Source organism: Pseudooceanicola endophyticus (assembly GCF_018760365.1).
Classification (GTDB): domain Bacteria; phylum Pseudomonadota; class Alphaproteobacteria; order Rhodobacterales; family Rhodobacteraceae; genus Pseudooceanicola; species Pseudooceanicola endophyticus.
In genome coordinates, this window is record NZ_JAHIAB010000031.1 from 1 (window position 1) to 9,592 (window position 9,592).

8 protein-coding genes are annotated in these 9,592 nt (G+C 66.5%); all 8 read left to right on the forward strand.

The features are described from left to right. A partial coding sequence (locus tag KM176_RS24535) for a dihydroxy-acid dehydratase domain-containing protein (RefSeq protein WP_215558845.1) occupies positions 1–1,023 on the forward strand: 1,023 nt, incomplete at its 5' end. A 12-nt stretch (positions 1,024–1,035) separates the two neighbouring features. Further along, the gene (locus KM176_RS24540) at positions 1,036–1,785 is read left to right on the forward strand and encodes a ribonuclease activity regulator RraA (protein WP_160897306.1); all 750 of its coding nucleotides are present in this window, start codon (positions 1,036–1,038) and stop codon (positions 1,783–1,785) included. 55 nt (positions 1,786–1,840) lie between these two features. After that, positions 1,841–3,355 (forward strand): aldehyde dehydrogenase (NADP(+)), encoded by a 1,515-nt coding sequence (locus KM176_RS24545; protein ID WP_160897305.1) that lies wholly within the window; start codon positions 1,841–1,843, stop codon positions 3,353–3,355. A gap of 67 nt (positions 3,356–3,422) precedes the next feature. Then, the gene (locus KM176_RS24550; protein WP_160897304.1) at positions 3,423–4,394 is read left to right on the forward strand and encodes a 2-hydroxyacid dehydrogenase; all 972 of its coding nucleotides are present in this window, start codon (positions 3,423–3,425) and stop codon (positions 4,392–4,394) included. A 124-nt stretch (positions 4,395–4,518) separates the two neighbouring features. Further along, positions 4,519–5,517 carry a LacI family DNA-binding transcriptional regulator gene (locus KM176_RS24555; protein ID WP_160897303.1) on the forward strand — a complete coding sequence of 333 codons (999 nt, stop codon included), beginning with the start codon at positions 4,519–4,521 and terminating at the stop codon, positions 5,515–5,517. 235 nt (positions 5,518–5,752) lie between these two features. Beyond that, positions 5,753–6,253 (forward strand): sugar dehydrogenase complex small subunit, encoded by a 501-nt coding sequence (locus KM176_RS24560; protein WP_160897302.1) that lies wholly within the window; start codon positions 5,753–5,755, stop codon positions 6,251–6,253. Positions 6,254–6,303: 50 nt separating this feature from the next. Continuing rightward, positions 6,304–7,893 (forward strand): GMC family oxidoreductase, encoded by a 1,590-nt coding sequence (locus KM176_RS24565; RefSeq protein WP_160897301.1) that lies wholly within the window; start codon positions 6,304–6,306, stop codon positions 7,891–7,893. Position 7,894: 1 nt separating this feature from the next. Next, positions 7,895–9,334, forward strand: coding sequence for a c-type cytochrome (locus KM176_RS24570; protein WP_160897300.1), 1,440 nt, complete (start codon positions 7,895–7,897; stop codon positions 9,332–9,334). Positions 9,335–9,592 lie beyond the last annotated feature (258 nt).

Consider the following 9,592-nt stretch of genomic DNA (forward strand, 5'->3'; position numbering starts at 1 on the left):
TGCGGGCGGCGCATCGTCGACATGGTCTGGGAAGACCTGGTGCCCTCGAAGATCATAACGGACGCCTCCGTACGGAACGCCGCCATCGTCGCCATGGCGACCGGCTGCTCGACCAACGCCGTGGTGCACCTGATCGCCATGGCGCGCCGTGCGGGCATCGACCTGACGCTGGACGATCTGGATGCGCTTGGCCGCACCACGCCGCTGATCGCCAACGTGCGCCCCTCCGGCAAGGACTACCTGATGGAGGACTTCTTCTATGCCGGCGGGTTGCGCGCGCTGATGAAGCAGATCGAGGACCGGCTGGACACCACGGTGATCACGGTCACCGGCAAGACCCTGGCCGAGAACCTGGAGGGCGCGCAGGTCTACAATGACGACGTGATCCGCCCGCTGTCGAACCCGGTCTATCACGAGGGCTCCCTCGCGGTTCTGCGCGGCAACCTCTGCCCCGATGGCGCGGTGATCAAGCCTGCGGCCTGCGATCCGAAATACTACAAGCACGAGGGCCCGGCGCTGGTCTTCGACAGCTACCCGGAGATGAAGAAGGCGGTCGATGACGAGGATCTGGAGATCACGCCCGACACGGTGATGGTGCTGAGGAATGCCGGTCCCCAGGGCGGCCCGGGCTTCCCGGAATGGGGCATGTTGCCGATCCCCAAGGCCCTGATCAAGCAGGGCTATCGCGACATGCTGCGGATCTCTGACGCGCGAATGTCGGGCACGTCCTACGGCGCCTGCGTGCTGCATGTCGCCCCGGAATCCTACGTCGGCGGTCCGCTGGCGCTCTTGAAGACGGGCGATATCGTGCGGCTGGATCTGGAGGCGCGCACCCTCGACATGCTGGTCGACGCCGCCGAGCTGGAGGCCCGCCGCGCCGCCTGGAGCGCCCCGGCAAAGCGCTACGAGCGCGGCTATGGCCACATGTTCTCCAAGCACGTGACGCAGGCCGACAAGGGCTGCGACTTCGACTTCCTCGAAACCTCCTACGGCGCAACCGCCGGCGAACCCGACATCTTCTGAAGGAGCTTTGACATGAACACCCACACGCTTCCCGAAGCCGAGGCCTATGTCCTGTCCGAAGACACCAAGGCCAAGCTGAAACGCGCCTCCACGGCGTCGATCGCGACCCAGCTTTACAAGCGCGGGTTGCGCAACCAGTTCATCCAGGGGGTGCGCCCGGTGACCCGCAAGCCCGAGACCATGGTCGGGCAGGCCTTCACCCTGCGCTACCTGCCCGCGCGCGAAGACCGCAACCCGCTGGAAGTGTTCCGCGATCCCGCCCACAAGCAGCGCGTCGCCGTGGAAACCTGCCCGCCCGGCCAGGTTCTGGTGATGGACGGGCGCAAGGACGCGTCCGCCGCAACCGCAGGTTCGATCCTGGTGACCCGGCTTGCGGTGCGCGGCTGTGCCGGCGTCGTCTCGGATGGGGGCTTCCGCGATGCCGAAGGCATCGGCGCACTGGACATGCCCTGCTTCTATGCCGGCCCCTCCGCGCCCACCAACCTGACGAAACACGAGGCCGCCGATATCAACATCCCCATTGCCTGCGGCGACGTTGCGGTCTTCCCCGGTGACGTGATCGTCGGGGACGGCGATGGCGTGATGGTGATCCCGGCGCATCTGGCCGATGAGATCGCCGAGGCCTGCGCCGGCATGGAAAGCTACGAGGCCTTCGTGATCGAACAGGTCGCCAATGGCGCCCCGATCATCGGCCTTTACCCCTGCACGCTGGAAGAGAACGAGAAGAAGTACGAGGCCTGGCGCGCGCGCACCGGCCTGTGACGGCGTCTCTGACCCCGATACTTCCCCCAGATCCGAAATCCGAAAGGAGACCGAGATGACCTTTACCCCCCATGGCAAGCACCTGATTGCCGGCGACTGGGTTGCCACCGATGCCAAGTTCGACAATGAGCCCGCCGAGGGCGCCCCGATGGCCTTCTCCATGGGCACGGTCGAGCTGGTGAACCTGGCCTGCGAGGCCGCCGAGGAGGCCTTCTGGTCCTACGGCTATGCCCCGCGCGCCGAACGCGCCGCCTTCCTGAACGCCATCGCCGATGAGATCGAGGCCCGCGCCGACGCGATCACCGAGATCGGCTGCCTGGAAACCGGCCTGCCTGCCGGTCGCCTTCAGGGCGAACGGGGCCGCACCACCGGCCAGCTGCGCCTTTTCGCCGATCACATCCTGAAGGGCGCCTACCTGGACCTGCGCCATGATCCGGCCATGCCCGACCGTGCCCCGATGCCGCGCCCCGACCTGAAGCTGATCCAGCGGCCCATCGGCCCGGTCGCGGTCTTTGGTGCTTCGAACTTCCCGCTCGCCTTCTCGGTCGCCGGGGGCGACACGGCGGCGGCGCTGGCGGCGGGCTGCCCGGTGGTGGTCAAGGGCCACACCGCCCATCCCGGCACCAGCGAGATCGTCGCCGAAGCGATCCATGCCGCCATCGAAAGCTGCGGCGTGCATCGCGGCGTCTTCTCTCTGGTGCAGGGGGGCAAGCGCGATGTCGGCACCGCGCTCGTGCAGCATCCGCGCATCAAGGCCGTGGGCTTTACCGGATCGCTGGGCGGGGGCCGCGCGCTGTTCGACCTTTGCGCCGCCCGCCCCGAGCCGATCCCGTTCTTCGGCGAACTGGGCTCGGTCAACCCGATGTTCGTGCTGCCGGGCGCGCTGGCTGCACGGGCCGAGGCGATGGGCAAGGGATGGGCCGGTTCGATGACGGGCTCTGCCGGTCAGCTCTGCACCAATCCCGGCATCGCCGTGGTGCCCGAAGGGGCCGAGGGCGACAGCTTTGTCGCAGCCACCGCCGAGGCGCTGAAGGCCGTGGGGCCGCAGGTCATGCTGACCGCAGGCATGGCAAAGGCCTATCGCGACGGCAAGGCGCGCTTTGACGGGCGCAATTCGGTCCGCGCGGTCTACACCACGGAAAGCGAGGGGCGTTCGGCCAGCCCGAACCTCTACGAGGTCTCCTCTGCCGCCTTCCTGGAGGATCACGCCCTGACCGAGGAGGTCTTCGGCCCGCTGAGCCTTGTGGTGCGCGTGCCCGAGGCCGCCGACATGGTGGCGCTGGCGAAGGGTTTCGAGGGCCAGCTGACCGCCACGATGCACATGGAGGACAGTGATGAGGCACTTGCCCGCGATCTGGTCCCGGTGCTGGAGCGCAAGGCCGGTCGTGTGCTGGTCAACGGTTTCCCGACCGGCGTAGAGGTGGTGGACTCGATGGTGCATGGCGGGCCTTACCCGGCCTCGACCAACTTCGGGGCGACCTCGGTCGGAACCCTGTCGATCCGGCGCTTCCTGCGGCCCGTCAGCTACCAGAACCTTCCCGACAGCCTGCTGCCGGAAACGGTTGGCTGAGGCTTCGGGTTCTTCGGACCGGGGGGCGGCGCCTTCCGGTCCAGACAAGCGATGCAGGAGACACAAAATGGAAAAACCGATCATCCTGAAGGCGGCCAAGCTGCCCGAGGCCACCGTCGCCGAGCTGAAGGCGACCTTCGACGTGATCGACCTGCCGACCGAGCCGGAGGCCGCGCGGGCAGTGCTGGAGGCCGAGGGCGCGCGGGTGCGCGGTGTCGCCCTGCGCAAGACGATCATCGACACGGCCTTCCTGGAGGCGCTGCCGCAGCTTGAGATCATCTCGAGCTACAGCGCGGGGCTGGACAATGTCGACGTGCCGGCGGTGAAGGCCCGCGGCATCGTGATCGAGAACACCTCTCATATCCTGGCCGAGGATGTCGCCAATGCGGCCCTTGGCCTGGCGCTGGCGGTGACGCGGGATCTGGTGCAGGCCGATGGCTTCGTGCGGGCGGGCAAGTGGCCGGGGCAGCCGCAATACCGGCTCGGGCGCTCGATCTCGCGGATGAAGGTGGGGATCGTGGGCCTTGGCACCATTGGCCAGGCACTGGCCCGCCGGCTTGAGGCGATGGGCGCCGAGGTGCATTACCACGGTCCGCGCGCCAAGCCGGTGGACTATCCGTTCCATGCCGATCCTGCCGATCTGGCGGCGGTCTGCGACATGGTGATCCTGACCTGCCCGCTGAGCGAGGCGACCCGCCACCTGGTCGATGCCCGCGTGCTTGAGGCGCTTGGGCCCCGTGGGTTCCTGATCAATGTCGCCCGTGGTCCCGTGGTCGACGAGGCCGCGCTGCTGGCCTGCCTGGCCGCCGACGGCCTCGCCGGTGCCGCGCTCGATGTCTTCGAGCATGAACCGCAGGTCCCCGAGGCGCTGATCGCCGATCCCCGGGTTGTGCTGACCCCGCATCTGGGCTCGGGCACCGAGGAGACCCGCCAAGCGATGGCCGATCACGTGGTCGACTCGCTGGCGCGCCACTTCGCCGTGCCGGGGCCGCGCAGCCGCCCGGCCCTGGCATCCGCGGGCCAGGTTCGCTCCGCCTGATTGCGCCGCGGGATCGCTCCCGTCCCGGCACTCCCTTGCATTGAGTTCAAATCGGGGAAATACCGGGCGGGTGCGGCGGGGGCTGTCCGGCCCGGGCCGTGCGCGCAAGAGGGAGGACATTGCGATGCGCCGGGCTTTTTCGACCTTGAAGGACGTTGCGGCGGCCTCCGGTGTTTCGCGCTCCCAGGCTTCGCGGGCATTGCGCGGTGATCCCGGCGTGCGGGAGGACGTTCGCAACCGGGTTCTCGCGGCAGCGCAGAAGCTGGGTTATCAGGTCAATGTCGCGGCGCGGCAACTGGCCAGCGGGCGCGGCACCAGCGTTGGTGTCGTGATCGGCGAACCGATGAACCCCTATCACATGATGATGGCCTCCGAGATCTCGGAGGCGCTTCAGGCCGACGGGCTGGATCCGATCTTTGGCCTGGGCAAGTCCGGGATCGATGTGCGGCTTGACCAGATCGAGCTGCTGCTGCGCCAGCGTGTCGTGGCGGTGATCCTGATCGGTTCGCCCCGCGATCCCCAGCAGCTGGCCGAGATCAGCCAGCGCCTGCCCTGCATCTACATCGGCGAGGATGTCAGCCCGCGCGGCATTCGCTGCGTCATTGCCGACGACGTGCGCGGGGGCCGGCTGGCGGTCGATCACCTTCATGCGCTCGGTCATCGCCGGATCGCCCATATCTCGGGCGGGAAGGGGGCGGGGGCGGGTGCCCGTGCCGAGGGGTACAGCAGCGCCATGCGCGATCACGGGCTGGAACCGGTCATCCACCACGCCTGGTTTGACCTGGACGGCGGCCATGCCGGGGCCGATGCGCTGATGGCCCGGCGCGAGCGTCCGACCGCGATCTTCGCCGCCAGCGACCGGATCGCCTTCGGTGCGATGAACCGCCTGCGCGGACTTGGATACCGGGTGCCCGAGGATGTCTCGGTGGTCGGTTTCGACGACTCGGTGGACTCCGGAAGCGAGACGATCTCGCTGACCACGGTGCACCAATCTGCCCGCCTTTTTGGGCGGCATTGTGCCGATCTGGTGCACGATATCCTCATCGATAAGGCCGAGGCGCTGGTCCGCGTGATCCCGGTCGAGCTGATTGTGCGGGGCTCCTCGTCAAGCTGCGTTGGCTGATCGTCACAGCTGTGAAGAAAAAATGGGAGCGATCCCATAAATCTTCGATCACCCTATTGTAGGTACGCGTGTGATGCGGCAATAGGGCGCAGTACGCCACGGTGCACCATAGGCCTTCCCCCCGGACCTCCCACGGGCCTCGAGGGCCGATTCCGCCCAAGACCAGGAGCCACTCGACATGATACCGAGAAGCGGTGAGCGCGAGAAACGCGACCAGATTAATGAAAATTCAAAGATGATGTTCAGCCGACGCAGGTTCCTCGCGGCCACGACCATTCTTGCCGGGGCCGGCATGGCCTTCGGCGGCGTGCCCCAGGCCTTCGCTGCCGGGGCCGATGCGAATCTGGTCTCTCTTGCCAGCTTCCTGTCCGGCAAGGATGTCGATCCCGCGCTGGTCGCCCGCGCCGGGAACGCTCTCAACCAGAAGGATGAGTCCTTCGCCAAGGCCGCTGCCGCCCTGAGCGATTTCGTCAGCAAGGGCGGTTTCACCGATACCGATGCGCTGGCCGCGGACCCGGGCTTCACCCCCGAGCTGCAGAAGACCGCGCAGGAGCTGCTGAAGGCGCTCTACCTCGGCTATGTCGGCGAACCCAAGGGCCAGGCCGCCCATGACGGCGTGCTCTTCGTCTCCTTCTCGCAGGCCCTCGCCTATGGCGTGACCTCGCCCTACACGCCCATCCCCAGCTACTCCACCTGGGGCAGCGGCTACTGGGCCCACCTGCCCACGCAGGGCTGAGCTGAGCACGCACCGGATCCGTCCGGACAAGATTTTTCGAGGATAGAACAATGGCTCAAGAATACGACGCAGACGTCATCGTCGTGGGCTCGGGGGCGGTTGGGTCCAACGCGGCCTACGCGCTCGCCAAGCAGGGCAAATCCGTGATCCTGCTGGAAGCAGGCCCCAGCGTGCCGCGCTGGAAACTGGTCGAGAACTTCCGCAACTCCGGCCGCCACTACGACCACAACGACCCCTACCCGAACAACCCCTGGGCGCCGACCTCCTACCAGGAAGGCTACCTTCAGAACACCGGCTCGTTCAACATGATGCCCGGGATGCTGAAGCTGGTGGGCGGCACGACCTGGCACTGGGGCGGCGCAACCTGGCGCTACATCCCCAACGACTTCAAGCTGAACACCCTCTACGGCAAGGGCCGCGACTGGCCGATGGAGTACGAGGACCTCGAGCCCTACTACACCAAGGCCGAATACGAGCTGGGCATTGCCGGCTCGGACACCGAAGACCAGTCGGGCAAGAACCCCGGCAAGTCCTACCCGCCCCGTTCCAAGCCCTACCCGGTCGATGCCGAACCCTGGGTCTACAGTTCCAAGGCGCTGAAGGATGCTCTTGAGCCGGCAGGCTACAAGATCGTGCACGAGCCCACCGTGCGGACCCACCGTCCCTACGATGGTCGTCCCGCCTGCCAGGGCAACAACAACTGCGACCAGGTCTGCCCGATCGGCACGCTCTACAACGGCTCGATCCACGCGGACAAATGCCAGCGGGCCGGCGTCAAGCTGATCACCGAGGCCGTGGTCCACAAGATCACCAAGGGCGCGAACAAGAAGATCGAGTCGATCTCCTACCTGACGCCCCAGAAGGAAGAGCACACGCTCAAGGCAAAGGCCTATGTCATCGCGGCGCACAGCTTCGAGACCGCCAAGCTGCTGTTGATGAACGACGTCGCGAACTCTTCCGACATGGTCGGCCGCAACCTGATGGACCACATCGGTATTTCCATGAGCTTCCTGGCCAAGGACACCATGTGGTCGGGCCGCGGCCCGGTGCAGCAGGCCACCATCATGGACTGGCGCGACGGTGCGCACCGTTCGGAATTCTCGGCCAACAAGTCGGCCCTTGCGAACCCGAACCCCTCCATCGATATGGCCCGCGAAGCCATCGAGAAGGGCCTGATGGGCAAGGCGCTGGATGAGCGGATCAAGGACACGTCCTCGCGCTGGATGTATGTCTATTCGTTCTTCGAAATGCTGCCCGACCCGGCGAACCGGCTGGTGCCGAACCCCGACTGGAAAGACAGCATCGGCATGCCCGGCATCAAGATCCACTTCGACGTCGACGATTACGTCAAGGCGGGCGCCGAGCACGCGAAGGTCATGTACCACGATATCAACAACCGCATGGGCGGCGAGATCCTGGGCATCAGCGGCTTCGAGAACCACGACCACCTCATGGGCACCATGATCATGGGCAAGGACGCCTCTGACTCGGTCGTGAACCACGAGGGCCGGACCTTCGACCACGACAACCTGTTCATTGCCTCCGTGGGCACGATCCCCGCCGCCGGCGTGGTGAACCCGACGCTGACGGCCGTCGCCCTCGGCATCCGGACCGCCGAAATCATCGCCAAGGAGGTGTGATATGGGCCTGAAGACGAAACGCATCGGCGCGGCCTTCGGCCTGGCGCTGGTCTCGGTTGCCTCGGCTGCACTGGCTGACGACAGCGATCTGGTGAAACGCGGCGCCTACCTCTCGAAGGCCGGCGACTGCGCGGCCTGCCACACCGCCGCGGGCGGCGAGGACATGGCGGGCGGCTATCCGTTCCACATGCCGATGGGGACGATCATCTCGTCCAACATCACCCCCTCGAAAGAGTTCGGGATCGGCAACTGGTCGGAAGAAGAGTTCGCCAAGGCCGTCCGCAAGGGCGTCGCCCCCGGCGGCCACCACCTGCTGCCGGCGATGCCCTACACGTCGTATTCGAACATCACCGACGACGACATGAAGGCGCTCTATGCCTACTTCACCCAAGCGGTGAAGCCGGTGGACAAGGCCCCGTCCGAGAAGACCGAGCTGGACTTCCCGTTCAACCTGCCGGGCGTCATGATGGGCTGGGATCTGGTGTTTGCCAACGGCAAGCCCTTCACCCCCGATCCCGCGCTGACGGATGAGCAGAACCGCGGCAAGTACCTGGCCGAAGGCCTGGCGCACTGCTCGACCTGCCACACGCCGCGCAACCAGATGATGGCGGAAAGCACCAGCAAGTACCTGGCCGGTGCCGATGTCGATGGCTGGCACGCGCCGAACATCACCTCCGACAAGGTCAGCGGCCTGGGCGGCTGGAGCGATGACGAGATCGTCGATTACCTCAAGGACGGTCATGCCGAAGGCAAGGCGCAGGCCGGTGGCCCGATGGCCGAAGCCGTCGAGAAGAGCTTCCGCTTCCTGACCGACGAGGACCTGCACTCGATCGCGGCCTACCTGAAGACGGTTCCGGCGATCCGCAACGCGGGTCAGACCACGCCGACCTATGCCGTCTCGCAGGCGCAGAAGGTCGACTGGACCAGCTTCGAGAACAGCCCCTCGGTGAATGACACCGCGGCGCATCTCGATACCTCCTCGACCGACGGGGCGATGCTGTACAACACCAACTGTGCAGCCTGCCACGGCACCAAGGGGGAAGGCTCCCGCGATGGCTACTTCCCGTCGCTGACCAGCAACTCCGCCGTTGGTGGTACCAACCCGTCGAACCTGGTCATGGCCATCGTCGACGGCATCCACCGCGAAGGTGCCGACCGTCACGCCGTGATGCCGGCCTTCGCGACCGACACCCAGGTGATCCACACCGGCCTCAACAATGACCAGATCGCCGCCGTGACCAACTACGTCACCGCCAGCTTCGGTCAGGGGGATGCCGGGCTGAAGGGCACCGATGTCGCGCAGATCCGTCAGGGCGCGGCCCCGGGCTTCCTGATCCGCAACGCGGCAACGCTGGCCACCATCGGCTTCATCGTCGCCGGCATCGTGGCCCTGATCATCCTCGCGCTGATCATCGTCGCGGTCCGCCGCCGCAAGGCCTGAGGTCAGCTGCCTCCGGACCGACCTTCGGGTCCGTTCCCCGGCCCCTGAACCAAAAAAAGCGCCCCCCGGAGCAGATCCGGGGGGCGCTTTCGCATTCCGGGGGGCCCGCAAGGCCCCCCTTATGCATTCATCTTTCAGGAAATATGCCGGGGTGAATGCGCGGCACGCGCAGAGGGGCAGCGCCCCTTTCCCGTGCCGGCTTTCAGGCCAGCGGTCTCAGACCATGTCCTCGCCCAGCAGCCCCTCGGGGAGGTCCTG

Excerpts from the sequence above, each read along its gene's own strand:
- KM176_RS24550 (WP_160897304.1), top strand. The coding sequence starts at position 3,423 with ATGGAAAAACCGATCATCCTGAAGGCGGCCAAGCTGCCCGAGGCCACC.
- KM176_RS24570 (WP_160897300.1), top strand. The coding sequence starts at position 7,895 with ATGGGCCTGAAGACGAAACGCATCGGCGCGGCCTTCGGCCTGGCGCTG.
- KM176_RS24540 (WP_160897306.1), top strand. The coding sequence starts at position 1,036 with ATGAACACCCACACGCTTCCCGAAGCCGAGGCCTATGTCCTGTCCGAA.
- KM176_RS24565 (WP_160897301.1), top strand. The coding sequence starts at position 6,304 with ATGGCTCAAGAATACGACGCAGACGTCATCGTCGTGGGCTCGGGGGCG.
- KM176_RS24545 (WP_160897305.1), top strand. The coding sequence starts at position 1,841 with ATGACCTTTACCCCCCATGGCAAGCACCTGATTGCCGGCGACTGGGTT.
- KM176_RS24560 (WP_160897302.1), top strand. The coding sequence starts at position 5,753 with ATGATGTTCAGCCGACGCAGGTTCCTCGCGGCCACGACCATTCTTGCC.
- KM176_RS24555 (WP_160897303.1), top strand. The coding sequence starts at position 4,519 with ATGCGCCGGGCTTTTTCGACCTTGAAGGACGTTGCGGCGGCCTCCGGT.